15 protein-coding genes and 8 pseudogenes are annotated in these 25,244 nt (G+C 59.3%); 13 read left to right on the top strand and 10 right to left on the bottom strand.

The features are described from left to right. Positions 1-317: integrase core domain-containing protein (locus tag OCH239_RS16410; RefSeq protein ID WP_037265010.1), on the top strand; the 317-nt coding region annotated here is incomplete at its 5' end. 91 nt (positions 318-408) lie between these two features. On the opposite strand, the gene OCH239_RS22190 is transcribed toward OCH239_RS16410, so the two are convergent. Then, positions 409-3,090 carry a glycosyltransferase family 2 protein gene (locus OCH239_RS22190; RefSeq protein ID WP_084782549.1) on the bottom strand — a complete coding sequence of 894 codons (2,682 nt, stop codon included), beginning with the start codon at positions 3,088-3,090 and terminating at the stop codon, positions 409-411. Between the two features lie 285 nt (positions 3,091-3,375). Between OCH239_RS22190 and OCH239_RS16415 the strand changes: the two genes are divergently transcribed. The 6 genes from OCH239_RS16415 (at position 3,376) to OCH239_RS22785 (ending at position 11,235) form a co-directional block, all read left to right on the top strand. Beyond that, entirely contained in the window at positions 3,376-4,551 is a 1,176-nt protein-coding gene (locus tag OCH239_RS16415) for a polysaccharide biosynthesis protein (protein WP_211242003.1), read from the top strand. Further along, the gene (locus tag OCH239_RS16420) at positions 4,548-5,699 is read left to right on the top strand and encodes an NAD-dependent epimerase/dehydratase family protein (RefSeq protein ID WP_037265013.1); all 1,152 of its coding nucleotides are present in this window, start codon (positions 4,548-4,550) and stop codon (positions 5,697-5,699) included. The genes OCH239_RS16415 and OCH239_RS16420 overlap by 4 nt, the downstream gene beginning before the upstream one ends. Before the next feature lie 55 nt (positions 5,700-5,754). Continuing rightward, positions 5,755-6,486 (top strand): phosphoadenylyl-sulfate reductase, encoded by a 732-nt coding sequence (locus OCH239_RS16425; protein WP_037265015.1) that lies wholly within the window; start codon positions 5,755-5,757, stop codon positions 6,484-6,486. A 325-nt stretch (positions 6,487-6,811) separates the two neighbouring features. Beyond that, positions 6,812-8,827, top strand: a complete 2,016-nt coding sequence (locus OCH239_RS16430; protein WP_244430374.1) for a glycosyltransferase family A protein — start codon at positions 6,812-6,814, stop codon at positions 8,825-8,827. An 8-nt stretch (positions 8,828-8,835) separates the two neighbouring features. After that, positions 8,836-9,720, top strand: coding sequence for a hypothetical protein (locus OCH239_RS16435; protein WP_037265020.1), 885 nt, complete (start codon positions 8,836-8,838; stop codon positions 9,718-9,720). A gap of 3 nt (positions 9,721-9,723) precedes the next feature. Then, a complete protein-coding gene (locus OCH239_RS22785) occupies positions 9,724-11,235 on the top strand; it encodes a hypothetical protein (RefSeq protein ID WP_157577911.1) in 1,512 nt (503 codons plus the stop codon). Positions 11,236-11,522: 287 nt separating this feature from the next. On the opposite strand, the pseudogene OCH239_RS22195 reads toward OCH239_RS22785, so the two are convergent. Then, a pseudogene (locus OCH239_RS22195) lies at positions 11,523-11,669 on the bottom strand (IS3 family transposase); the annotation flags it as partial. A gap of 346 nt (positions 11,670-12,015) precedes the next feature. Continuing rightward, positions 12,016-12,138 (bottom strand): annotated as a pseudogene (locus OCH239_RS23895) (integrase core domain-containing protein); the annotation flags it as partial. An 80-nt stretch (positions 12,139-12,218) separates the two neighbouring features. Here OCH239_RS23895 and OCH239_RS16440 point away from each other — a divergent pair. Next, positions 12,219-13,258 (top strand): annotated as a pseudogene (locus tag OCH239_RS16440) (IS256 family transposase); the annotation flags it as partial. A gap of 124 nt (positions 13,259-13,382) precedes the next feature. On the opposite strand, the pseudogene OCH239_RS16445 reads toward OCH239_RS16440, so the two are convergent. Next, positions 13,383-14,570: pseudogene (locus OCH239_RS16445) on the bottom strand (IS110 family RNA-guided transposase); the annotation flags it as partial. A gap of 256 nt (positions 14,571-14,826) precedes the next feature. On the opposite strand from OCH239_RS16445, the pseudogene OCH239_RS16450 reads away from it, so the two are divergent. Beyond that, positions 14,827-15,054: pseudogene (locus tag OCH239_RS16450) on the top strand (transposase); the annotation flags it as partial. Between the two features lie 39 nt (positions 15,055-15,093). Here OCH239_RS16450 and OCH239_RS16455 read toward each other — a convergent pair. After that, a complete protein-coding gene (locus OCH239_RS16455) occupies positions 15,094-15,840 on the bottom strand; it encodes an IS3 family transposase (RefSeq protein ID WP_037265027.1) in 747 nt (248 codons plus the stop codon). An 88-nt stretch (positions 15,841-15,928) separates the two neighbouring features. Then, on the bottom strand, positions 15,929-16,153 hold the full coding sequence (locus OCH239_RS16460; protein ID WP_244430373.1) for a transposase: 225 nt from the start codon (positions 16,151-16,153) through the stop codon (positions 15,929-15,931). 302 nt (positions 16,154-16,455) lie between these two features. On the opposite strand from OCH239_RS16460, the gene OCH239_RS16465 reads away from it, so the two are divergent. Continuing rightward, on the top strand, positions 16,456-20,226 hold the full coding sequence (locus OCH239_RS16465) for a glycosyltransferase (RefSeq protein WP_051489544.1): 3,771 nt from the start codon (positions 16,456-16,458) through the stop codon (positions 20,224-20,226). A 93-nt stretch (positions 20,227-20,319) separates the two neighbouring features. Here the strand turns inward: OCH239_RS16465 and OCH239_RS22205 are convergent. After that, a pseudogene (locus OCH239_RS22205) lies at positions 20,320-20,499 on the bottom strand (integrase core domain-containing protein); the annotation flags it as partial. Between the two features lie 63 nt (positions 20,500-20,562). On the opposite strand from OCH239_RS22205, the gene OCH239_RS16470 reads away from it, so the two are divergent. Then, positions 20,563-21,030: a hypothetical protein gene (locus OCH239_RS16470; protein WP_037265029.1), complete on the top strand. Its 468-nt coding sequence runs from the start codon at positions 20,563-20,565 to the stop codon at positions 21,028-21,030. Here the strand turns inward: OCH239_RS16470 and OCH239_RS22210 are convergent. The 3 genes and pseudogenes from OCH239_RS22210 to OCH239_RS23555 all read right to left on the bottom strand — a co-directional run. Next, positions 20,987-21,247, bottom strand: a pseudogene (locus OCH239_RS22210) (transposase); the annotation flags it as partial. The gene OCH239_RS16470 and the pseudogene OCH239_RS22210 sit on opposite strands and share 44 nt — an antisense overlap. A 49-nt stretch (positions 21,248-21,296) precedes the next feature. Next, entirely contained in the window at positions 21,297-22,850 is a 1,554-nt protein-coding gene (locus tag OCH239_RS16475) for an ISL3 family transposase (RefSeq protein ID WP_037265030.1), read from the bottom strand. Between the two features lie 85 nt (positions 22,851-22,935). After that, positions 22,936-23,247: pseudogene (locus tag OCH239_RS23555) on the bottom strand (hypothetical protein); the annotation flags it as partial. Positions 23,248-23,475: 228 nt separating this feature from the next. On the opposite strand from OCH239_RS23555, the gene OCH239_RS16480 reads away from it, so the two are divergent. Then, positions 23,476-24,453: a KpsF/GutQ family sugar-phosphate isomerase gene (locus OCH239_RS16480; RefSeq protein ID WP_037265032.1), complete on the top strand. Its 978-nt coding sequence runs from the start codon at positions 23,476-23,478 to the stop codon at positions 24,451-24,453. After that, positions 24,453-25,241 carry a 3-deoxy-manno-octulosonate cytidylyltransferase gene (locus OCH239_RS16485; protein WP_037265034.1) on the top strand — a complete coding sequence of 263 codons (789 nt, stop codon included), beginning with the start codon at positions 24,453-24,455 and terminating at the stop codon, positions 25,239-25,241. Before OCH239_RS16480 ends, OCH239_RS16485 begins: the two co-directional genes overlap by 1 nt. The last annotated feature ends 3 nt before the right edge of the window (positions 25,242-25,244 follow it).

Raw genomic sequence — 25,244 nt, forward strand, 5'->3', positions numbered from 1 at the left:
GACCGGTTGAATCCGCCCAATACCTGTCCATCAGGTATACGGAGCGGCTCGGCGAGGCTGGCATCGAGCCGTCGGTCGGCAGTGTGGGCGACAGCTACGACAACGCACTGGCCGAGACGATCAACGGCCTGTTCAAAGCCGAGGTCATTCACCGCCGTGGTCCGTGGCGCAGCTTCGAAGCCGTGGAATATGCGACCCTCGAATGGGTGGACTGGTTCAACAACCGTCGCCTGCTCGAGCCCATCGGGAACATCCCACCCGCAGAAGCCGAAGCCAACTTCTATGCAGTTCTGGAAAATGAAGCCGCGGCTGCGTAACTAACGAAACTCAGCCTCCAACAGATCCGGGGCGGTTCAGTCTCACCATCATCGCCCAATGAGAAGGCGGGCGACGTAGAAGGACATTTGTTTAGCGTAACTCACCAAGGGGAAACATCAGCCTCCCGACAATTCGACGCGTACGGCCTCGCATGGACCGCACAAACATAATCGGATCTATTTCGAATGAATTGAGCATGTCCGAACCATGCCGACCACAAAATAATCTTCTCCCTACAGGAATCCACATGCCGAAGATTCCAGCTGGCCCCATTACGTTTCCTTGCGGGTAAAGTAGCGCACAGAGACGCGGTCTCCGGAAAGCCCAGTGCTGGCTTGAAAACTCGGCGGGTTCGGACAAAAATTCGTGTAAACGCTTTGGCGTTGAGAGGCGCGCGTAGAACACTGCGACAATCGGAGTTAAGAACCAAAACCTCCACCCAAACAAACCATAGTTGACGATCCTAGATCTCTTAACTATCATTTTTTCGCGCTTCGGTTTCGAGTGAGTTGTCCTACTTTTGTCCTTCGGACCAAGCTTGGCCTTCCGACCGCGTCTGGAGGGCGACGCATATCTCTGGTAAACTCGCTCTATTAAGGTAATTTCCTCGACGAAAACCGGAGCCTGCTTGGGAACAACGTTACGGGCCTCAAACAGAGAGGTATCTTCGTGCGATAGATAGTCTCTTGCGATCTCCATGTTCGTTACGGAATAATCGCTCATCAGAGATTCGGCCTGCTCTAAAGTAAGCATCCATGGTTTCGGTTGTGGCAAACCGCGTTCGCTACGCCAATTGCACAACATTTCTCCGACGTCCTCAATAAAGTCAAAATAATCATCGCGCCCCCTGAATTCAAGCTTGTTATATAATCTAATGATTTCGATATGACCCCCAATCAGCCTTGAATCATTACGCTGCTTTCTTTCAGGGCGTGGCAAATCTACTAAGCCTTGTATATCAATCGATTTAGCGAAATCGGAAATGATGTCTCCGCCATACAATGAATTATCACTATATATTCGAACCTGAATATTCTCCCTGCCGACCTTTTCGGCCCACGATTTCAAGGTGGCAAGGTAATTGAGTCGGCGTCGGGTATTAGGCTGAGAGATCCAATCGCCAATCGATAAATTTAACCGTCCTATCGCCCCGCCAGCCACGAATTCGCAATACTGAGAGTTCGCCCATTCGTCCTGACGCCGCAAGTAGACGAGAACTTTGATCTCATATTCGGAGAGATAATCAACTAATTGACATGCACTTTCCTGTAAGAAGTAAGCTTCGCTAGAAAGTATGACCGTATGGATCCGTCCTTGCATCAGCGCCAAACCGTTCCGAATATGTTCGCGCAAATTTGGATCGTTCTGGACAGCGGCTTTCGTGAATTTAGAGTGACCCGCCTGTTTGTGTGGTCGCGTCGGCTGCCAGAATAATCCGACCTCTGGCACCCACACGCCACCGCGTAGTAGAGCAGGCCTGTTCTTGTCTAGCATATGCTGTATAGTTGTACTTCCAGTCTTCGTGGCCCCAATGTGGATTATGACACGAGGCCTTGGCTGAAAATCGCTGCTCTCTTGCGGAGATTGTCTCTTTACTTTATCGTTCCGAGCATACTGATTCAGGAACTTCTGGAAATCACGCTCCGAGTTGCTCTTCGGCTCTGTTAAAAACTCATAGTAGAGCTGCCCCTGTGAAATCGCGCATCGATTTACCGCTATATCAACGAAATCAAACTTACGCGCTCGCAAAGCTGATACAATCAAGCCATAGGCGCCTGAAAGCAGAAGCTTCCGGTTCACAGGAAGTGGACTCTCGGTGAAGTCGGCGCCAAGAAAGTCTAGGGAGTCAAGCGATGAAGCGACTCTCTCCATATATTCCCTTGGACTATCCACACATTTAGTTAGCTGTTGATACCAAAACCCGAAGAATAACCAATGGATGAAATGGGATAGTTGAAAGCGCAGATGCTCTCGAAGAATGCTCCCCCTTTCATCAGCCCCTTCCACCTTCAGCAGAGTGCATACTTCCTCAAAGTTTTGCAAGTACCTCTCAACATCGAGGGCGTTTTTTCCTCTCCTAGCGGTAGAATTTTTCCTAATCCTGTACATGAAGCAAGTACTTGTCGTTAAAGTAATAATCTTAGCCCGAAGGAGCGCCTTAAGAAGGAAGGCGCGCTCCTCCCACTGTGCTGTCGTGAAGAATATATCATTCCGTTCAATAAAAATTCTTCGATATAGCCATAAGCAAAAGTGACGGCTATGCAGTATATTTAGGTTACTCTTGAAATCGGTCTTCGCAACATACTCTTGAAAGTACTCCTCAGTCCTATCTGACTTAACTTTGACAAGGTTATCGCTATCATCGAAGATAGCTTCTCCGGCCTTTTTTGCACGTGTCATGTCCGCGCCATTTTCTTCCGCCGCGGCAACGATTTCTGCAAGAAAATTTGGATCAACAAGCCAATCATCAGAGTCAATGAACCAGATGTAATCGCCCTTTGCTACCTTCAGCCCCTCGTTACGCGCGAACCCTTGACCAACATTTTCCTGGAGCCTGAGTGGTTTGATGCGATGATCCGCCGCGGCGAGTCGATCTATTATTTTTTGCGACCTGTCGGGTGACGCATCGTTTACGGGAATAATCTCAATTTCCCGAAGGCTCTGTTTTTGGATTGAATTGATGCACTTTTCAACATATTTCTCCACCCCGTGAACTGGTAGTATAACGGAGACACGAGGTTTATTAATTGAAAGTGCTTCTTTGTTTTTCATTCTTCGGACGTTCTGTAATTTTCAAGGTATGTTATTGCTCGTAATCGTAAAACGTGATTGACGCAAGGGTACTGGGGGGCTGGCTTTGCCTCCGTTTCGCCTGACACTCAGGCCGTTGCGGTTTGAGCTTGGATGAACTCGCGAGGCGAGTGCATCTTCAGCGCTGAATGCGAATGACTTGTGTTGCAGTCGGTGTTGATGATGTGACCGCCCCCCGACGGCATCGATGTGCCAAGGTGGGTCTGCGACGATCCACGAAGGAGGACGGTCACATCATCAACGCCCATGCCGGTTCACATCTTGAAACTTCGTCCCCTTTCCTACAGGTGCTCCCCGCAAGCAACCATGCGCAATGAAGTTACTGAGATGCCCGACCTGAAAACCCACTTTACCAACAAGAACATCGTTGTCACAGGAGGCGTCGGCTCCGTAGGCCGGGAAATCGTCGAAAAGCTTCTCGAGTTCTCTCCAAACCTCGTTCGGGTGGTCGATAACAACGAAAGCGGTCTCTTTGACATGGAGATGAGCTTTGCCGGTCACGGCAACATCGAGTTCTACCTCGCCGATATCACGGACGAGCGAGAGATCCGGCGAACCTTCTCGAACATGGACATGTGTTTCCACTCCGCAGCGCTCAAGCACGTGCCCTCCTGCGAGAGGAGCCCCTTCTCGGCGGTGAACGTCAACATCCAGGGCTGCGAGACGGTTGGACGGGCCGCCATAGAGGCAGGGCTCGAAAAGGTGATCTTCACCTCCTCGGATAAGGCGGTAAACCCGACCAACGTGATGGGCACAACCAAGCTGATGGGAGAGCGCCTTTTCACCGCGATGAACTTCCTGCGCTCCCAGCAGCACAAGACAAAGTTCTCCTGTACGCGTTTCGGGAATGTCCTGGGCTCCCGGGGGTCCGTCGTGCCTCTTTTCGCCAATCAAATCGCGAAGGGCGGACCGATCACCCTAACCGACGACCGCATGAGCCGCTTCGTGATGACCATGTCCCAAGCGGCGGATCTGGTGATCGAGAGCATGGTCTTGGCAAAGGGCGGTGAGGTCTTCATTACCAAGATGCCGGTTCTGAGGATCAGGGACCTCGCCCGCGTCATGATCGACCGCTTGGCCCCTCTCTACGGCTACACCCCCACCGACATAAAGGTTAACACCGTAGGCGCCCGGCCGGGCGAGAAGATGTGGGAGGAGCTTTCCACCGAGGAGGAGGCCGGCCGTCTGCTCGAAGGCGAAAAGTTTCTCGTGGTCCTGCCGGCGGGTCACACCCGGGCGCAACGAGAACAGACCTACGCCTACGAGGAAGTCAGTCTCGACCCCTCCGAGGTGGTCTACCACTCTGACCGACAGCCGATCATGGACGACCAACAGATAGCGGATCTTCTGATGGAAGACGCGGTCCTGCCCTCCGAGGTCAGAACGCTCGTGGACAGCATGCAGACGGGAGAGCAGCAATGAAGGTTCTTATCCTCGGAGGCGATGGCTACATCGGATGGCCAACGGCGATGAAACTCTCGGCCACGGGCCATGAGGTCATGGCCGTGGACAACTACCTCCGGCGTCGCCTCATGCGGGACATCGACTGCGAGGCCCTCTTCGAGGTCCCCAATCTCCACGAAAGGGCCCGCGTCTGGGAAGAGAGCTCGGGCAAGAGCGTCGAGGTCCGCATCGGCGACCTCGACGACTGGAGCTTCATCTCCTCCATCTTCGAAGAATTTAAGCCAGACTCCATCATCCATTATGCGGAACAACCCTCTGCGCCCTACTCGATGCTCGACCGGCGCGCCGCGCGCTTGACGCTCGACAACAACCTCGGCGTCACCTTCAACGTCATCCAGGCGATGGCGGAATATACGCCCGAGGCACATCTGGTGAAGCTCGGCACCATGGGGGAATACGGCACTCCCAATATCGATATCGAGGAGGGTTGGATCGAGATCGAGCACAAGGGCCGCAGCGACAAGTTCCTGTTTCCCCGAGCTGCAGGCTCTTTCTACCATACCACCAAGGTCCTCGATACCGACATGCTGTGGTTCTACGTGCGTGTCTGGGGCCTGCGGGTGACGGATCTCATGCAGGGTCCCGTCTACGGTCTGGCGACCGAGGAAAGCGGCGAGGACGACCGGCTCTATTCCTTCCTGAACTACGACGAGGTCTTCGGCACCGTCCTGAACCGCTTTATGGTTCAGGCGGTCGCGGGTTACCCTCTCACCGTCTACGGCCGCGGTGGCCAGACGCGCGGATATCTCCACCTCAAGGACGCACTCCAATGCGTCCAGCTCGCCGTGGAGACCCCGGCAGACAAGGGAGAACTCAGGGTCTTCAACCAGTTCGTGGAGACCTTCTCGGTGAACGATCTGGCCGAACTCGTCAGAAAGAGTGGAGAGCGGCTCGGCCTTCAGGTTGAGGTCAAGAACCTGCCCAACCCACGTAAGGAAGCGGAAGAGCATTACTACAATCCGGCGCACACCGGCTTGATCGATCTTGGGTTGCAGCCCAACAAGCTGACCGACGAGGTCGTGGACCACATGATGGAGATCACCATGCGGTATCGTGACCAGATTTCGACCGACCGGATTTTCCGCGGAGTGAAGTGGAAAAAGTGAAGCGCCGTGTCGCGATCTCGATCCTAGGCCGAAAGTAGTTCCGATGGCTGTTAAAATGTCCGATTCCTGGCCCCCCGGGGGGGTCGACCCCCTGATCGAGTCGCTCGCGGCGGATCACGGGATCGATGCTGGGCGACCGGACGTGGAGACGCTCCTCCGGGACCCTCGGCTGGGACGAGTTGCGGTGGTCTCCTCCTTCGGTGCCGACAGCATTGCACTGCTGCATTACATCTCCCGTGTCCGGACGGACTGGCCGGTACTCTTTCTGGAAACCGGAAAGCACTTCCGCGAGACGCTCGACTACGTCGATGCCGTCTCCGAACGGCTGGGCCTCAAGGTCGAGAAACTGCAACCCTCCTTCCAAACACTCGAGGAAGAGGACCCCGACGGAACGCTCTGGTCCGCCTTCCCGGACTATTGCTGCCAGATCCGCAAGGTCTTTCCGCTCCAGGACGCTCTGGAAGGCTATGACACCTGGATTTCGGGTCGGAAGCGCTTCCAGGCGGCGACGCGCCATGCACTCCCCCTACTCGAACGGGATGGGGAGCACCTCAAGATCAACCCTTTCGCCATGTGGTCGGAAGAGAACATTTCGGGCTATATTGACCGGCTCTACCTGCCGCGCCACCCTCTGGTAGCCGAAGGCTATCCGTCGATCGGCTGCGCCAACTGCACGCGCCGCGTGGCCGAGGGCGAGGATCCGAGAGCGGGCCGTTGGGCCCATGTTCCTGACAAGACCGAATGCGGTATTCACCTGGGGCCAGATGGAAAGTTTCGCAGAAGATAAAGAGTTACAGGCCGTTTCCAAGGAGAGCGAAGTACCTCGGCGCTTCGAAGTGCTCCCCGGGAGAATCTATGAATTGCGGCTCCTACTGCAGCGGAGTAGGCTTGGCCACAAGGGTCAGGAGATGTCCCGGGCGCCAGTCTACGCCGTGTTCCGAGACCGCCAGGGACGCCGACTGGATCCCCGGCTGATACAGGGGACACCGGTCATCGGGGGCCAGGACCCAATGTCCGTAGAGACGCTTCCCCCTTGCAAGTTGACCGAGCAGGTCCTGGCAGGAGGCGAGGCCTCGCGTTTCCTTCTTGCGCCCCCCGGAGCCACGGACTTGGTGCTGGAGGGATGGGCCAACTCCACGGTCCTGCGCCGTGCCTCGCTCCATCCTCTCTCAATCCTCTGGTCCGGCCCGGAGGGAAAGAAATTCGCCGAGCAGGTCGATAGAATTACCGCGCTGCGCCGAGGCCTGCTAGAGCAGGCTCTAAAACCAGGCGAGAGCTCGCGGGCAGCGCTGGAGGTTCTGGAGGAGGCGCCGCGGCAGCAGATCGCCGACCTGCTCCGTTATTTCCAGCCTGGCGGAAACTGGGAGCCGGTGATTGAGTCCTTGGGCAACGGTGCAGAGCGGGACGATTTCCGACTCCGGACGGACCGTCTACGGGCCCAGGTCGAGACGCCGCTCCGGCTGGGATTCATCGGATCCGAACGCGGTTACGAGCGCCTGGCCGGGATCAGCGAAATTTTTTGGCTCAGGGAAAATGAGGTCGAAGCTCAGATCGACCTTCTCTCCCTCGAGACGATCGTGATCGAGACCGTGCCAGCCAGCGGGCTGAGCAAGGAGGATGCTGACTGGTCTCTCGCATTCTCGACCCTCGACGGCAGCCTACCCGAGCGCGGTGCCCGGCTCTTCGACGCGGCGAAAGCCGTAGGAATTCCAGTACATCTCTGGGCCACCGGCGCGGCGGAGATCGCCCCCCTATGGCAGGAGACCGCTCGCCAAGCGAACCGTGTGCTCGCTGAAGTGACCGGCCAGAAGGGGGAGGACTGGTCACCCATTTCGCCTGATGTCTTGCTGCCCTCTACCACCGAACCAACCGCCTGCTCAGTGGCGCGCCAGACCCCGCCGCCAGCGGATCTGATGCTGATCCCCACGGCATCGGACATCTTCCAGTATCCGGACTTCGCCGAGTTCGTGGATACTCCCGGCCTCTACGCCCCCCTGCTGACCGAATTCCGGTATCGCTTCACGCCCTTGTCCTTGCGCGAGCGTTTGTCCCGTGCCGACTCGCAGATCTACGGCGATCACACGCGCTCCGAAGAGCGTGCCCTGCTCGCCTCGGCACGGATTGTCTTGCTGCCCGCTTGCAGCCTACGGCCGGATGCCGAACTTGTGCAGATGGCCCTGGACGCCATAGCCTCGGGCGCGATCCCGGTCCTCTGGGGTACGCCACGCACGATGGCGCCGCAACTGGAGATGCTGGACCGGGTCCTCTCGCCCGCCGACCTCATGGAACTGCAGGCGACCTACCGAATCACGTGGGTGCGGGAGCGTCGCTGGCGCGAACTCTACCGGCACGTGATGCGCGAATATGTTTGGACGGCTGCGCACCGCGAGGCGCTTCTGGGACGCGACCCCTGCGGCCCAGAAACCGACAAGCCCCGGACAAGCGTCATCTTGGTGACCAAGCGGCCCCGCCTCCTGCATAAATGCCTTGAGACGTTCCGCTCGCAAAGCTGGGACAACAAGGAACTGATCCTGATCTTCAACACTGGCGAGATTCCTGAGGATCTGCCCGAGCTCGCCCCCAACGAACGGGTCTTCGCGCTGCCAGAGGCCGCGAACATCGGCGAATGCCTCAATCGTGGCATTGCGCAATCCACGGGACGATACTGGTGCAAACTCGATGACGACGATTTCTACGGCAGAACCTATTTGGAGGAGGCAGTCTACTATTATCGATCTACCCAGGCTGACGTGGTCGGAAGGCAATCGGTATACTTTTACTTTTCAGGGAATGGAGTAACATACTCTCGCGAAGAAGTGGCTCAAAGATGTGGGTGTATTCTAGCGAAAGAACATGGGCATATAGCAGGTGCAACTCTATCTGCCGATACAGCCAGTTACATTGTTCCGTTCTCACATAAAGATCGAAACTCAGCAGACTCTAATTGGGTCGCAAACCATCGGGACCAAGGATATCGTATTTATAGTGCAGACTGCACTTCTATGATTGTCTATCGAGACTCCGATGAGAGCACGCATACGTGGAAAATAAGCTCTGCGAAAGGTGTTGTCAGTCAGCTAAAGATGCGTCTCGATCGAAATCTTCTTGACATCTTGGAAATCGAATGAAACCTCCCATGGTCGACAACCGTACGGTTGGCTGCATGGCTACTTTCCCGGCGCGCTTTCCCATCCTCCGCGAGACGGTGGCCAGCATCGCACCCCAACTTGATGCTCTTTATCTCTATGTGAACGAAACGATCGAGGGCCTACCCGACTTATCCGATCTGGGAACGATTCATGTGCTCGATGGTCGCGAGCATGCCGGAAATATCTCGGCTAATGGGAAGGCGTATTCGCTCCATTACCTCTCAAGGTGCCGCGTCTTCACGCTTGACGATGATTTCGTCTATCCTCCAGATTACGTGGCGCACAATCTGTCTATCCTCGAGCTTTTTGGCGGCCGCTGCGTGGTCACCACGCATGGCGGAGTGCTTCCACCCCGAGTGGACTGGTACTACGAGCGTACGAAAGTTTTCCGCTCTCAGAGGGAGGTCAGACACCTGCAACTCTGCTCCCTGGCTGGAACCGGAACAGCTTGCTTCGACCAGAGAACCATAGATATAGATCTGGACGATGTTCTTGCCGAGGTCATGCTCGACCTGAAGGTGAGTTTGGCGGCCCGAAAGTCAGGGCTCCCGATCTGGGTATTGCCACGTCCGAATGATTGGCTTCGTGCGATTCCGGTGGAAGGCCTTTGGGAACGCTTTAAGAGCGCAGGCCTTACGCCACATACCTACCTTGCGCGACCGATTGATTGGTCTTTCAAAAACTACAGCGAACTAGCACAGAACTCTCTCTCCGAAGCCGGTCTGAGAGCTGAGGATATAGGAATGGCACCGGAACTAGTAAACGCCCTGAAAACCGGGGATATTCCGGAGAGCTGGCGAGAGGGAACGACGAGCACTCGAAAAAGGGAAGATTACATGTTGCTTCTTACAAATCTCTTAAAAATAGGATAAGAAATGGCATGCATACTAGTTTTGGGCACCGGCCGCAGCGGTACCTCTCTCCTTGTCCATGCGCTTGAACGCTTAGGCGTGCATGTAGACGCTGAAACAGTGCCTCCAAGCGACACCAATCCGCTCGGAACCGGAGAGGCTAAGGAAGTCCGCGACCAGCTACGACAATTACATACCGACCTTGGAGGATTTCCGCTATTTCGTCCACCTGGATGGCAGGACAGCCCCAGGTCGAGAAAAGCGGTGCAGTGGATGGCTGCGTATTTAAAAAGTCAACAAGCCGCGGCCAAGAACAGAGATTTTGCCATAAAGTTCCCGCTCTCCTCTCTCTTCATCCCTCTATGGATTGAGGCCGCTGGAGAAGCGGGAGTTTCCATAAAATGCGTGTGGGCTATACGCCGTGCTCCCCACATTATCAATTCCATGATATCAGCCTATGAGAAAAACCAAGAGCGCTATCAGCGCATTTGGGCCCAGCGAACCTACTACATCCTGCGTGACGCTCCGGCAGAAACGCCACTGATTCATTTTGAAGATTGGGCTTCTAACCCAAATCGACAGGTTGCTCGCATTTCGGAGTTATTACATAATTCCTGCCAATTCACCCCGGAACTTAGAGGGGTATACATATCTTCACTCGATCACTCTAAGACGGAATCACCGATCGACCTACCCGAATCGATTCTTCTGATCGATGACTTTATTCAGGCAGGAAAACAGAATATTCTCGAAATTAAAACGTATGACGAGACGGAGTTCTACCGAAAGATGACCAAACTGGCGGATATTTTATTATCTCTCTCTGACTCTAGTGAAGTTGCATCTCAGGAAAACACTGAGACACGGATAGAACTACTGAAGCGGCTGGCGCATGAGAAAGGAGGCGAAGAAGAATTGATAACTGAGATCGGCATTCTCTCCGAAAGATTTCGGAGTACAGAATCTGAGAACGCACGCCTTTACAACCTGCTAAATAATCAGAAAACCGAAAGCAAAGAATCGATTCAGCCCCATACCGATGCAATAAATAGTAATACAGAAAGGGAGAGCACTCAAGCTGAGACAATCGAAGCACTTCGAGAAGAAATCGACAAGAATATTACCTACACAGCGGAATTAAAGAAGCGTGAGAAAGATGCAATTGAGAATTATTTAAAGTTGACAGTAGATTTTGACCGCATGGAAGAAGAAATTGAGAGTCGAAGCCGGTATCGGCTGAGCAGAAGCGAAGCCAAAGTTGTTCAATTACAGAACACTTTGAAAAAGGTGCGTAGACAGCTAGCAGATGCCAAGGAAAAACTTGAAAAAGAGAAATCCAATAATTTTCGCAGAAAACTTTCAGAAGCTAAAACGAAACTGACGGCAGAGAAAAAAGAACTTGCTAAACAACTTGCGAGCACTGAAAGGGCACTAATTCGTGCACAGCACCAGCATAAGATGTTCTTGAACAGCACCTCTTGGCGTATCACAAGCCCGATGAGAAAGTTTAGCATGTTCCTTCGGGGGTTCCGTTAACTAGGCGTTCCGGCGCATGTTACGATGAGTAAGGGGATTGGCTTTGATGATGTGCCCCCCCCGACGGCATCCATGTGCCCTATGTGGACAGCCTCCTCCTCGCAAGAATACTCCGACGATTTTGATCGGATCTCTTGCGTTCATGTGTCCGGCCTGTTGGTGCTCTCTCACATGAGCGCTGGCCAAGATATATCCCGCAACATGAATTCCAAACAAGGTGACGGCCACGTCGGGCCATTGGCACTTACGGGTGTCCCACGTCTTGGATCTGACCTGCCACTGAACTTTTATCCAGCCGCGACCGGAGTCCAGTTTGTATTTACCTCGGTTGGCGCCGGTTGAGCAATCGCCCGACGCGCGGAGCTTTCATCTCGCACAGCGGGGCGGGCGGTTGCGGTGGTCAGTGTCCGCGCATAGTCAGCCGGTGTTTGGTAGTGACCTTCCCCCTGGATTAGGGCCGCGTTTATCCAGAAATTTCCGGTCGATTGCAGCTGCTCCGAACGTTTGGGCACCCGGATCTGGAATCTCCGAGCTCGATCACGCTGGCGGGCCGGATACGCCGGCGTCGTCTAATTGCACAACCCGGTTTCAAGAGTTCTTGATCGATATCCGCCAGCGGATCGTTGTCGTCTTCGCGGTCGAGTCGATGCCCGTCGCAGGAGTGGCGCCCGATCGAACGGCGTCTCGATGTGATTCCCGCGTTCCTGATCTGGTAGAAGAGGCTGCAAAGCGAGTCGCGAGATCGCCGTGGCTGTATTGACCCAGCAGAACCTGCTCAGGTTATGCCGCTAATTCGAACGTCGCGGCGGGTGTCTTCATTCCGAGCGCCTGATGCGGCCGACGGGTGTTGTAAAATGCGATCCAGTCGCCGATGACGCGGCTCGCATGGGACATGTCCCGGGGCGTGGTGTAGCTGAGGCGGTCATCGGGTTTCTCGGTAGGGTCGGGTTGCGAAAGCCAACCTGAACCGAGGGACGACCCCGATGACCAACCCCATGATGGACCTGAGTGAGCTCGTGGAGAAGAGCGGCGATGCGGATCTTCTTCGGGAGATGATCGGCTTTGCGGCCGAACGCCTGATGGAGCTCGAGGTGGGCGGCCAGACCGGCGCCGCTTATGGCGAGAAGAGCCCTGAGCGCCGGGCGCGACGCAACGGTTACCGCGACCGCGACTGGCAGACCCGGCCGGGAACGTGGAGCTTCGCATTCCGAAGCTGCGGACGGGCAGCTACTTCCCATCCTTCCTCGAGCCGCGACGGGCCGTGGAGAAGGCGCTGACGGCGGTCATCCAGGAAGCCTATGTCCACGGCGTCTCGGCGCGCGCGATGGACGATCTCGTGCAGGCCATGGGCGGGACCGGCATCTCCAAGAGCCAGGTCAGCCGGTTGTGCGAGGAGATCGACGAACGGGTAGACGCCTTCCTGAGCCGGCCCATCGAGGGCGAGTGGCCCTTCGGCGGGGAAAGGCTCCCCCGGAGCCTTTCCTGTTCCGCCTCAGCTCATGGATCGACGCCACCTACCTGAAGGTCCGTCAGGGCCGTTGCATCGTGTCCGTCGCCGTCACCATCGCGGTCGGCGTGAACACCGACGGCCGCCGCGAGGTGCTCGGTATGGCCATCGGCCCCTCCGAGGCGGAACCGTTCTGGACCGAGTTCCTACGCGGCTTGGTGCGACGCGGCTTGACCGGCGTGAAGCTGGTGATCAGCGACGCGCACGAGGGCATCAAGGCTGCCACCGCCCGCGTGTTGTCCACGACCTGGCAGCGATGCCGCGTGCATTTTCAAAGGAATGCCCTGGCTCATGCCGGCAAGAGCAGCCGTAGGGTCGTGTCTGCCTTCATTGCCACCGCCTTCGCCCAGCCCGACCACGGGGCGGCCCGGACGCAGGGGCGGCTCGTAGCCGACCAGATGCGGGGCAAGCTCCCGAAGCTCCCTCATGGACTGGGCCGAGGAGGATGTCCTCGCCTACATGACCTTTCCCAAGCAGCACCGGGCGAAGTTGCACTCGACGGATGGGATCGACAAGACTTTCTTGCTCGTTTCCGCTATTCTCGTTCCGTGCGGTCGACCTCGTGGCGAAGCGTGGCGTGTCGGCTGGAAGCGCTACCGGGCAGCCCATGCAGTCCCTGCCGGTTTGAGGCGGCCGCACACTTTCCTTTGGACGGTGGATGCGAGCGCCAGGCGGCGACGAAGTGTTCGTAGCTCTCCTGCGCCCGCTCCGCGATCTGCATCTCCTGGTGGCGCAATTCCTTCACGTTGTAGGCGTAGGTCGCGCCCCGCTTGTTGCCTTTCTTCTGCGGCTGCCCGGCAGCCAGTTCCATGGACCGGTGCTTGTGAGCGACGAGGCTGGGGCGGGCCCAGCGGTAGTCCTCACCCTTGGTCAGCATGTGCCAGCACAGGCCGGCCAGTTTGCGAGCCACCGCGACGGCAGCGATCTGATGGCCTCGTTTGGCGCGAATACGGATGAAGAAGGCGCGCAACGGTCCCGGCGCTTTCGCGGCCGCCCAGGCGGCCTCGACCAGCATGGCGCGGGCGTGGCTGCGTCCGGCCTTGCTGATCCGACCGTGGTGGGCGGCGCCGAGGCCGGACTGGCGGACCCGCGGGTTCAGGCCGAAGTAGCTCACCAGCTTCTGGGGAGAACTGAACCGCTCGACGTCGCCGATCGCCGCCATCAGGCCCGCCGCCACGGCAAGGTTGACGCCGGTGATGGTCAGCAGCCGCCGGATCGGCTCGTCCTCCAGCGCGTCCCGGGCGATGTCCCGATCGAGCATGGCGAGATCCTCTCCGAGCCGGTCCAACTCGCGGACATGGCGCGTGATGGCGGCCCGCTCGTCCTCCGGGATCGGCTGACGGGAAAGCCAGTCGCGGCCACGCCGGTTGAACAGGTCGGCATGCGGGCATTTCGGGATCAGGTGCGCGTGCAGGATGGCATGCACCTCGTTCTTGATCCGGGTCCGGTGGCGCACGACCTGGTAGCGCCGCGCGACGAGCCGGCGCATCCGCTCGGTCGCAGCGTCCGGGGTCCAGATTTCCGGCAGGTAGCCGGCGGCGTGCAGGCTGGCCAGCGTGCCTGCGTCGACCTTGCCGGTCTTCACATGCGCATGGGCGATTGCCTTCACCTGGAGAGGATTGGCGATGACCACCCGCTTCACGTGAGGCGACAGCACGCGCGACACCGCCATGCAGTTGCCGGTCGCCTCTATCACCACTTCGTCCGTCTTCAGAAGTTGCCTGCCGAACCCCTCCAGGGCCGTGCGAGTCATCTCGACCCGGCCCTCGTGTCGGGTCATGCCGTTCTCCCAGATCACCACCTCCCCAAAGGTCCGGTGGATGTCGATGCCGATCACGCGTCGCATGCGCGCCTCCCTTGCCAGTGACAACAAGCGGGAGCGGCGGGCGACACGACAACTACGGATTCGCGCTCTCGGCGCAACCGGGCGAGTCGCAGAGGCGGCCAGCTACTAACACGAGCTCGTAGCTCATCGAATGCATCGGCCTGCCCGCACCTTCGTGCTCCCGGTGCCTCTGTCCCGGATGCTCGCAGCATATACCGGGTTCCGAAGAACCCAGCCGAACATCGACACCGAGATCCTCATACCGGTTACAAATCCCATCGAGCGCCTGAACGGCGAGACCAAACGGCGCACCAATGTCATTGGGATCTTCCCGAACGAGGCCGCCATCCGCCGCCTGGTCGGTGCGATCCTGATGGAGCAGACCGAGGAATGGGCGGTGCAGCGATCTCGCTACATGACACTGGAAACGCTCGCGCCGGTCTGCGGCGATCCCATCGTCAGCCTGCCTGCCGCGCAGACGGACTGATCAGCCCGGCCCGCCGAAACCAGTCAGGCCAGCCAGGAGCTACACCACCTCACGGGACATGATCCTCGCATGGGCGAGGCTCTCGAAGCGTTGCCGATGCACACATTGCTCCTTCAGCGACCGGATCAGTCGTTCCATCATCCCGTTCTTTTGCGGGCAGTGTGGGGTGATGAATTCCTGGCGCAGACCGTAACTGCGGACCATCTTCGTGTAGTCCCGGCTGGTGAAGACCAGCCCGTTGTCGCTGCGAAGGAGGAACTGGTTCTCGACGCGGCCCAAGGTGCCGAACCGGGCGATGAGCGCCTGCTCGAGCGCGGCGACCGGGGTCGACGCTTTCCCACTCTTGGACAGGTGCCAGCCGAGCAGCTCGCGCGTATGGCAGTCCATGACCAGCGCCAACGTGGCCCACCGATCCTTGCCGGTCCAGACGCGGCAGAGATCGGTCGACCATCGCTCGTTAGGGGCCTGGGCTACCGAGGGCATCGCCTCGATACGCGGGCGCGCGCCGACGGGGCGCTTGCGGACCTGCCAGCCCTTCAGTCGGAATATCCGCTGCACGGTGTTCTTGTTGAACCCCAGCAGCCAGGCGACAGTTCGATAGCCGAAGGAGGGCTCAGCCTCGATCAGCGCCTTGATCGGCTCGGCGAAGGTGGGATCGATCTTCGGCGCCGCCTTGGTCGGCCGGTAGTAGACCGTCCGCCGCGGCACCCCGAACCACGCGCACAGCTTGGTCAGCGGAACGGCGATCCCGTCGTCGCGCAGGCCCTCATGAAGCGTCCGGATCAATTGCCGTCCTCCCGCTCCATGAGGGCCTGGAGCTTTTTTCGCGCCCGGAGCTCCAGCATGGCTTCGCCGTAGGCTTCCTGGAGGTCCTTCAGTGCTTCTCGTATTGCTGGCGCACATCGAGAGGGTTGGTCCGCAACGCGTTCTCCATGCCCTTCTTCGCGTCCTCGACCCAGCCTTCGATTTCCGAGGGGGCGAGATCATGGGCCCGGCTGGCCTCCGACACGCTCGTCTTGCCGCGAATGATCTCGGCCACCAGCGCACTCTTGCGCTTCGCGGTCCATCGCTTGATCCCGTCTTCCATCGTCACACTCATCGCTACCTTCCTCGTTGTAGCATGAGCAGGTTTTCACTGGGTCAATACACGAACCCTAATCGGCCGTGGAGGAAAAATCCCGTGGCAGGTCAGAGGCAAGCTGCAGTTTACCTTCAAGGCGACGTAGGCTACACGAAATCCACTCTGCGTGGTGCATCCACCTTACCAACGAGATCCCTAAATTGGAATGTGCTTTCCCCCAACATTCGGTTGCCACAGACTTAAGCATAACCTCCGCTTAGCTCTGCCTAAGGTTCGGCGGAAGTTGCAATTACCAATCCAAACAACACGAAAGCCCCCCAATGCGCTTGAAGCTCTTCCGCGGCGATAGCGGCCATCCTGAATATCGCCGGTTTCTGAAGTTGCTTGCTCTGCGCCAAAGAGCCGAGCTTCCCGAAACGGTTACCGACTTCCGCACTAGGTTACTGAGCCGCCGCATGGCCCACCATCGTATCGGATTCAAGCGTAGCAACCTCAATACGGGCTTCTCACGGAACATGGAGCAGCTCTTTCCGAACCTGGTTGCCGTGAACGAGGAGGGGATAGACGACGATCATCCAGTGCTGATGTACGGCGCGATCTTGGACAGTGAGGCCAAATCCCACGCCAGCGCGATGCAGCTCATGCCCCACCTCAGGTCGGACGCGGACGTCGTCTTCTTCGAAATGGGGTTTCTCGCCTCCGCTACAAGCTGGTCGGAGTCCCTGGCCGCACGTGACCCAGCGATGGCGTGCCTTGGCTACGTCTATGACGACCGCGCGCAGTTCTTCATGGCGGACTATCCCAATCGCTTGACCGAGCGATTGAACGGCATGACTGAAATCTCCGACACCGAGCGCGACCGCGCCCGGCGGACCATCGATCGTATCGTGGCGGCACGGATTTCAAAGTACAACTCGCAACCATTCTTCCGCCCCAAGGTCTCTCTGGACCACAAGCGCCGGGTTCTCGTGGTGGATCAGAACCATTCCGATGCCTCGACATTCTATGGCCGAGCTGCACCCAACGATTTCGCCGCTATGCTCGACGCGGCGATCGCCGAGAACCCAGATGCGGAAATCTTGGTCAAAACTCACCCAGACCTCAACTGGACGAAGTCGGGCCGGCGGGGCTACTTCGATCACTTGCAATCTTCCGGTCGGATCCGGTTGATCCGCGAAAATCTCAACCCTTTCCAACTCTTCGATCTGGTCGATACGGTATATGTCGGCACGAGCGGAATGGGGCTCGAGGCGCTGCTGGCCGGCAAGCGAGTGGTCTGCTTCGGTGCGCCATTCTATGCGGGCTGGGGAGTAACGGATGATCGCCGAGAGATCCCGCATCGCGGCCGTACGCGCGATCTTCTGGAGATCTTCCACTTCTTCTACATCTGGTACACAATATACAACGTTCCGGGGATCGACGGGCCCGCAGAGATCGAGGACGTTCTCGATTTCATCCAGGAGAACCGACCGGTCACGCCCATTCCTGCCGAAGCGCCTGCGACACCGACGGTGTCGATCGTCATCCCGGTTCACGGCGTAGAGGATTACATCTCCGATTGTCTCGCGTCGATCCAGCGACAGATCTTCCAGGATTTCGAAGTCATCGCCATTGATGATGTCAGCCCCGACAGTTCGGCCGACATCGTCGCGGCCTATGCCGAAAGTGATCCTAGGATCACGCTCATTCGGCGGCAGGAGAACGTCGGCCCGGGTTTCGTGCGCAATCAAGGTATCGAAGCGGCGCGCGGTCGCTACGTGCTCTTCATTGACCCCGACGATTATATGCCCAATCCCAGCCATCTCGGCCGCATCGTCGCCATGGCGGAGGAAGACCAGGCGGACATGGTGCGGTTCCGCAAACGGCACGAGCAGATCGAGAATGCGGCCGGCGCGTTCGTTAAATTACGCCCCGACCATACGGAATCGGCTTTCAAGGAGGAAAAGCACAGCGTTCGGATCAGAGATTATCCTGAAATCGCCCATTCGCGTCATTTCTGGAATTGGCTGTACCGGCGGGAGTTCCTCGACCGGAATGCCGTGCGCTTCCGCACCGCCTACAGAGAGGAACGTGCCTTTCTAGTGCAGGCCTACATGGCCGATCCGCTCTTCTCGGTGTGCGACAGCGATGGAGTGGTCTATCGGGTCCGCGATACGTCGGCGGTACGCCGTAAGCAAACGATGGCGGACGTCCGTGATCAGATCAACAACTTCGAGATCGTGGTCCATCTCCTGAAAGAGAAAGGAGCCTTCGACGAGGGCTCCTCTCTTTCGTGGTACGCTCGCTTCCAAGTCTCGCAGTTCCTACATTATCTTTTCTTCGGGTTCGCATACAAGACCGCGTCCGCCGAATCCGAGCAAGCGGCTTTTGTCCGGCACCTGGCGGCAATCCTGGCCGAGGCGGACGTGACTGCGCAGGATCTCGTCTCCGATCCCATGCAGCTTTCCCGTCCCCATGTCCGGGCTTCTGCCTACGGGCTTCTTCTCGCGTCGGTACGCGCTCAGCGACTGGACTTCATCGAAACGGCCTTGCAACTGGATCCAGTTCGAGCCGACGATCTGTGGCAAGAATTCCTAGAGGAACCGGCCAACGATGCCCAACGCCACTTCCAGGTGGCACTGGGTATCTATGCCCGCAACAAGGCCGTTCTTCCAGCCCCCCCCACCCGGACATCCGGACGACACAGGCCCCGCATCCTACTTCACCTCGGCTCGAGCAAGACCGGCAGCACATCGCTGCAGCACCGGATGGACCATGACCGTGCGCAATTGCTCCGTGGTGGCGTCTGGTATCCCGAAGTTGGCCAGTTCTGGCAAGCGGACCGCCCACACAAACAGGGCGGGCATGCCCAGTTTCTTGCCGCGGCGGCGACCGGAGACCGGACGCTACGGAACCATATCGATGCCGGTGTCGCGTTCTGGGGTGAGCGCCTACACACAATTGTGCTGAGCAGCGAGGGCTTTTTCCTCGATGACCGTGCCTTTGATCTGCCTGCCTATTTCGACGGTTACGATGTCGAGGTTATTGTCTATCTGAGACGTCAGGACGCCTGGGCGAACTCGCAATATTGCGAGTTCGTCGCCGGGGGCACGGTCAGCCGCGTCGGTGCCGACGTGACAGATTGGCTTGCCCAGACGCGTACTCGAACCTGGCTCGACTACGCAGGCTTTGTGTCGAGATGGGTGGACCTTCTCGGCAAGGATGCCGTGACGGTTCGTGTCTACAGCCGCACCGTTTTCATCGGCGGCGACCTGATTCACGATTTTGCTCAAGCCGCGACCCTGCCCCAGATCCTTGATTGCGCGCCGGTCGACGCACGCCTCACCAATTCCGCCCGGCTCTCGGCGGCACATGTCGAACTGATCCGAACCTACAACAGCCGCTGGTTCGCCGACAACACGGCCTACCTTCGCTTCATTGAGACTGCGGGGGAGGCGTTAATGGCGTGGCGCCGCGAGCAAGATCTTCCGATGCCGCGCCCTTGGATTCTATCCGACGCACAAGCAGCCGATATCCTCGCAGCTGCCGACAAGGGCAATCGCTGGATCGCGCGGGAGTTCCTCGACTCGGGGGGCGCCCTATTCCCAGAAGAGACGGTTAGCGTCGAGTCCGCCCCCCTCTATCCCCAGGAGATCCGGATCGTACACGAGGCCTACCACAAGACGAAAAAGACGAAAAAGACGAAAGGAAGCGCAAGCTCGGTCGAGCAATTGTCTGTTGCGGACTACGGCATGTTCGGTTGGAGACGGTGGGCCCTGCCACCAGCCGCACGGCTGGCGTACCGGTTCCGCACCGGACAGAAGCTGCCACACGAGTTCAACACGGACCCAGCGACCTTCGTGCGAAAAACCTGGGGCACGACACGGCCTTGGGCAGTGGCACTGTTTGAGCCTCAGGCGCTAAAACATCAACAAGGTCTATTGCAACGCGCTTGTATACGCGTGCTGCGTCCTATGGCGCATCGACGCGGCGGAACTGAATATGTTCGTTTGCTCGAGAATGAACCAGTGTATTTCGCACGCAGCATTCGCAATCCCGCGATCCGCACCGTTCTCCGGATCGTCTTTCCCTCGGGAGAGCTTATCCAGTAGATCTCGCGATCGTACCGTATCAGAGCCGGGAGGCTCTCTGTGAGGTTGGTGATATGAATGCCCCGCGTGACCTGCTCCCCTTGGAGTCCGCGGTTATTGGTTCGCTCTGTTCAGGTTTTGGTCCTCTACTGACCGTTGGTGATACTCCCACGGGGTGAGCCCGTCGAGGCTCGTGTGGGGGCGGTGATGGTTGTAGTCCTCGCGCCACGCCTCGATCAGGCCGCGGGCATGGCGCAGATTGGCGAACAGGTGCTCATTGAGGCACTCGGTCTTAGGTAGCAGATGCACCAAGTTGCCGGATGGACCGGAACGGCGGCTTGGGGTGCAATCGGGGGCATGAGCGAGCCCCTGATCGTCCAGACATTGAAGCAGAAGCGCGCGGAGATCCTCGGGCAAATCAAGGCGTATGAGGCCCAGATCGCGCATGCCAAGCACGACCTCGCCCATGTGAACGCGACCATTGAGCTGTTCGCGGCCCCAGAGCGCCAGCGAGCGCGCTACATCGTGAGCCACGGGTTCTTCAAGAAGGGAGAGATCGCCGAGATCTGCGTGCATCACCTCGGCGATGGCGTGGAAATGACGACGCGGGAGCTGGCCGAACGGGTGATGGTCGAGCGCGACCTCGAGATCACGGACACGGCGCTGCGGAACTCCGTGGTGTTCAAGGTCGTCCAGGCGCTGCGCCACGCCAAGCGCCGCAAGCTTGTGCGCATGGTGGAGAAGCGACAAGGCATGTGCGTCTGGAGAGCTGGCGACGCTGTCACGCTGCGCGTCGTTGCCAGTAGCCCTTCCAGGCCCGACTGACCGGCGCGGTCAGCGCTCCTCCGATCAGGCGATCCGCCAAAGTTCCGTTACTTTCCAACCGGTGGTCCTCGAGCCAGGCGGCGTGGGCAGCATAGGCATCGAGATAACGTCCCTCGACCCGGAGATGCTGGCCGCCAATCATGCGCCTGAGCCGCGAGAAGAAGCTCTCGGCCAGATTGGTGTGCGCGCCCTCGCGGCTGTAGGCCTCGGAATGGTGTCAATCGGCGCCGAACTTTGGGTCTGAATCAAAGTTGGTGCATCGTGGTTCATGACGCGGCGACCAGACGCGCTTTCAGCAGCTCGATGTTGGCCCGGCCATACATCTGTCGTTTGAGGGTCTTCAGGCGGTTGATCTGTTCCGTCTGGCCGTTGGACCAATGCTCTGTCAGGGCTGCGACCACGGCAGCCTGATCTGCGGCGAGACCGCGGGAGAATGACGCGATCTCGCTGGCTGCTGCCTCGTTGAGCCACACCATGAGGTCGCCCGCCGTGCCGTTGCGCACCATGGCGATGAATTGTTCGACGAGGATGCGGGTGACCGCCAAAGTTGGCAGCGCGGCTTCGACTTGTGCAACGAGCACGGCGTCCGCCTTGGAAAGGTGATTGCGTGCCGAGGTCATGAGTTGCGCGATCCTGCGCGCGGGCGGGCACCTCCCGGACCCCGACAGCACCGCACTTTCAGCGCGCCGCTGTCTCGTGGCCCATTCACCAACCACCCGGAGGCTACCGCCGAAGCCCGAGGTGCGAAGCCGGCGCCAAATCTCCGTGGCATTGCGACATCCACCGGCCCACTCCCGCTCCAGCCGAGGCAGCCAGGGGGTCAGGCTATTCTGGCGCACCCGGAAGACATCGTCGCGCTCGCCACGCACGATCCGGCGGACGAGACCGCGGCTCAGCCCTGTCGCTCGCACGATACGTTTGATCGGAACACCTTCACTGGCCATGCGCCGCACGGTCTCGTTCGTCTGCTCTCGGCGCTGGAAGCCGTCGTATTGCAGGCGCTCGGCCGCGGTGAGCAGGGCGGGATCGAGCTCCGTCGCACCAACCGCGCGGCGAATTATTGGCATCTGCCGTCGCACTGCCGCCAGAAACGCCGCGCTGACGTTCTCGAGGAGATGCCAGCGATCCGCCACTTGGATCGCCCGAGGTAGGGCACGCGTGACCGCGCCGCCGTAGCCGCCGTTCCGGTCGCGGGCGACCACCTCGATCTGAGGCTGACTCCGCAGCCATGCCTCGACGGTCGCCGGCTCCCTGTCCGGCAACAGATCAATGATCTGGCGCTTCTCGAGGTCGCAGATCACTGTGCCGTAGCGTTGGCCGCGCCGCCAGGCCCAGTCGTCTATGCCGATCACCCGTGGCGCGCTGATCGGCGGTCTCATCGCGGTGCGGACGCTGCGCAGGAAGGTATCCTTGCTGACTGGCAGAAGCAGTCGCGCGGCCAGCGCCTGAGCCGGCCGCCCTCCGAGGGCGACACCGAGATGACGGACCAGGTCTTGCAGGCGTCCCGTCCGCCGTCCGTAGGACTGAGCAATCGCTGGCATGAGCCGCTCCGCGAAGATCCGTGTCCTGCATGAGATCGACCGGCACCGAAAGCGCCGAGCAGACAGCACGATGCTGACTTGCCGCCCATCTGCCGGCAGGTCCGCGAGACGGCGCTGGTAGTGGCTATGAACGCGCCGAGAAATCTCGCCGCATCCTGGGCAGGCGGCCGCTCCCCCGACTGGACGCGCATGGATCAACACACTGTCGTCCACCACCTCGACACGTTCCGCCTTCAACCCTCCGGGCAGGAACGCCCGTCGATCCATTCCAGATGCCATGGGCAACCTCCCGCGAAGATTGCCAAAATGTAGCGCTGAAAAGCATCATCTGCACCAAATATGCGTCAGACCCACTTTTCCACGCCGGTTCACAGGCATAGAGGCAGTCATCAAGCGGCAGCAGCGTGTGGCGCCGAAACGCGGCGATGGCCGACTCCTCAGCCTTGGTGAGGACCGTCGAACGAGGCTCCTTTGGGCCGGTTTTGAGCTCATCGACCGTCTGCCGTTTACGCCAGTTCGCAACCGTCTTGGGGTTCGTCGGGAAAACGATCCACCGGATCGTTTTCTGACCCTCCTCACTCCCGAGCTCTCGGCTCAGCGTCGCGAGCAAAGCTTGCGATCGCTGTATTGCTGCTCTAACGGCGTGCGTGGTCGTAGCGCTTCCCTGACGAACTATGTCCCATCGGACATCCTTCCATTCCTTCGAAAGGATCACACATCAAACTGTGGGATCAACACCTAAGCAGTTTGGATCCGGCTGCTCCAGCCGCGTAACACGTCAGCGACCGCCGCCAGCGGTTATCGCTTTTTTGTCGTAGTCCGACTTGCTATCGGGGGCGCGTGGAGCAAAACGGGCGCGCGCTGTTCACAGGGCACGCCGGGAAAAGCAATAAATGGGCCCTATATGAACGATATGACCACATCCTCCGCGCCGAGGCAGGTGACCGAGGCCGCGCGGCGGGTGCTCAAGACAGAGGCCGAGGCGCTCTATCTTCTGGCCGACCAGCTGCCTGCGGATTTCGCAGCCGTGGTGGACCTGATCCTCGCCGCCAAGGGCCGGGTGGTGGTGTCGGGCATCGGAAAGTCGGGACATGTCGGGCGCAAGATCTCAGCCACGCTCGCCTCGACCGGAACGCCATCTCATTTCGTTCACGCTGCCGAGGCAAGCCACGGCGATCTCGGCATGATCACCCGCGACGACATCTGCCTGCTGATCTCGAACTCAGGCGAGACCTCCGAGCTTCGTGACCTCGTGGCGCACACCCGCCGCTTCTCGATCCCGATGGTCGCGATTTCGTCAAAGCCGGCAAGCACGCTGATGAAGGCCGCCGACCACCGACTAACTCTGCCCGCCGCGCCCGAGGCCTGCTCCATCGGCATGGCACCGACTACCTCGACCACGCTCACTCTTGCGCTCGGTGATGCGCTCGCTGTGGCACTGATGGAGGAACGCGGTTTTCTGGCCGAGGATTTCCGCATTTACCACCCCGGCGGCAAGCTTGGGGCGCAAATGGCAACCGTGGCGCAACTGATGCACGATGGTTCGGAGCTGCCGCTGGTCGATGCCGCGACGCCGATGAGCGAGACGCTGATCGAGATGACCTCCAAGGGCCTCGGCATCGCCGCCGTGGTGACGGAAGGCAGGCTCGTGGGCGTCATCTCGGACGGCGACCTGCGCCGCAAGATGTCCGATCTCATGACCCATACCGCCGGCGAGGTGGCCAACCCCGACCCGATCACCGTGCCCACCGGCCTGCTCGCTGCGCAGGCGCTGGCGGTGATGAACGACCGCAAGATCAACGCTCTCGTGGTTGTCGACGACGAGAACCGGCCCGAGGGCGTGATCCACATTCACGACCTCCTGCGCGCCGGGGTCGCGTGATGGACGTCACGATCCTCATCCCCGCGCGCTACGCCTCCACCCGCTATCCCGGCAAGCCGCTGGCCGAGCTCACGCTGCCGGACGGGTCGCGCAAGAGCCTCATCGAGATGACCTGGGAGGCGGCGCAGAACGTCGCGGGCGCGGCCCGCGTGGCCGTCGCGACCGACGACGAGCGCATCGTGGACGCCGCAAAGGGCTTCGGCGCCGAGGTCGTGATGACCGACGAGGCCTGCCGCAACGGGACCGAGCGCTGCGCCGACGCGCTGGAGAAAGGGGGCATCGAGACCGACCTTGTGGTGAACCTGCAGGGCGATGCGCCGCTGACCCCGCCATGGTTCCTGACCGCGCTGATCGAGGCGATGGCGGCCGACCCGGAGGCTGAGGTCGCGACCCCGGTGCTGCGCTGCGATCCGGTGACCTACGGGCACTTCATAGAGGACCGGAAGGCCGGCCGCGTCGGCGGCACCACGGCGGTCTTCGACGCTCGGGGGCGGGGGCTCTATTTTTCCAAGGAGGTGATCCCATATATCGCGCCCGGCAGGATGCCCGACCCGATCCCGGTCTTTCACCATGTCGGCGTCTACGCCTACCGCCCCGCCGCGCTCGCCGCCTATACCGCGTGGGACGAAGGGCCGCTCGAGCGCATGGAGGGCCTCGAACAGCTACGCTTTCTCGAGAACGGCGCCTCCGTCGCCTGCGTGGAAGTGGACGCAAGCGGCCGCGTCTTCTGGGAGCTCAACAATCCCGAGGACATCCCCCGCATCGAAGCCGCCCTGAAGGAGATCTGAGCC

It is taken from the genome of Roseivivax halodurans JCM 10272 (assembly GCF_000521785.1).
GTDB classification, from domain to species: Bacteria; Pseudomonadota; Alphaproteobacteria; order Rhodobacterales; family Rhodobacteraceae; genus Roseivivax; species Roseivivax halodurans.

Coding starts and splice junctions, on each gene's coding strand:
- OCH239_RS22785 (WP_157577911.1), top strand. CDS start 9,724: ATGGCATGCATACTAGTTTTGGGCACCGGCCGCAGCGGTACCTCTCTC.
- OCH239_RS16425 (WP_037265015.1), top strand. CDS start 5,755: ATGTCCGATTCCTGGCCCCCCGGGGGGGTCGACCCCCTGATCGAGTCG.
- OCH239_RS16420 (WP_037265013.1), top strand. CDS start 4,548: ATGAAGGTTCTTATCCTCGGAGGCGATGGCTACATCGGATGGCCAACG.
- OCH239_RS16470 (WP_037265029.1), top strand. CDS start 20,563: ATGAGCGAGCCCCTGATCGTCCAGACATTGAAGCAGAAGCGCGCGGAG.
- OCH239_RS16435 (WP_037265020.1), top strand. CDS start 8,836: ATGGTCGACAACCGTACGGTTGGCTGCATGGCTACTTTCCCGGCGCGC.
- OCH239_RS16460 (WP_244430373.1), bottom strand. CDS start 16,153: ATGAGTGTGACGATGGAAGACGGGATCAAGCGATGGACCGCGAAGCGC.
- OCH239_RS16485 (WP_037265034.1), top strand. CDS start 24,453: ATGGACGTCACGATCCTCATCCCCGCGCGCTACGCCTCCACCCGCTAT.
- OCH239_RS16480 (WP_037265032.1), top strand. CDS start 23,476: ATGAACGATATGACCACATCCTCCGCGCCGAGGCAGGTGACCGAGGCC.
- OCH239_RS16475 (WP_037265030.1), bottom strand. CDS start 22,850: ATGGCATCTGGAATGGATCGACGGGCGTTCCTGCCCGGAGGGTTGAAG.
- OCH239_RS16415 (WP_211242003.1), top strand. CDS start 3,376: ATGCCGGTTCACATCTTGAAACTTCGTCCCCTTTCCTACAGGTGCTCC.
- OCH239_RS16465 (WP_051489544.1), top strand. CDS start 16,456: ATGCGCTTGAAGCTCTTCCGCGGCGATAGCGGCCATCCTGAATATCGC.
- OCH239_RS22190 (WP_084782549.1), bottom strand. CDS start 3,090: ATGAAAAACAAAGAAGCACTTTCAATTAATAAACCTCGTGTCTCCGTT.